A 232-nucleotide genomic window follows, 5' to 3' on the forward strand; every position below is an offset into this window, starting at 1 on the left:
TCCTCAACTGTAGCCTTCAGGCATGAAGCTTTCGAAGCCGCCAGGGCATAAACGTACGTAAAATATCTGTTAGCAATATCGACATTGGAAATGATGGTGGTGTGTATGTGTTTTGATCTCGTATCTTGGATTTTGTCCAGGGAGTAAGACGCTTGTAATCAGATTGTTTGCTTGTAGCCCCTTTAAGTTTCGATAAACCGTGGCTAATGACATCTTAGGCACAATAACGGAG

At 42.7% G+C, this 232-nt stretch carries 1 protein-coding gene; it reads right to left on the bottom strand.

The features are described 5' to 3' along the window. Positions 1–69 precede the first annotated feature (69 nt). Positions 70–213 (bottom strand): transcriptional repressor, encoded by a 144-nt coding sequence (locus A3774_RS17280; RefSeq protein ID WP_197468106.1) that lies wholly within the window; start codon positions 211–213, stop codon positions 70–72. Between the last annotated feature and the right edge of the window lie 19 nt (positions 214–232).

This window comes from Neptuniibacter marinus (genome assembly GCF_001597725.1).
In the GTDB taxonomy this organism is placed as follows: Bacteria; Pseudomonadota; Gammaproteobacteria; order Pseudomonadales; family Balneatricaceae; genus Neptuniibacter; species Neptuniibacter marinus.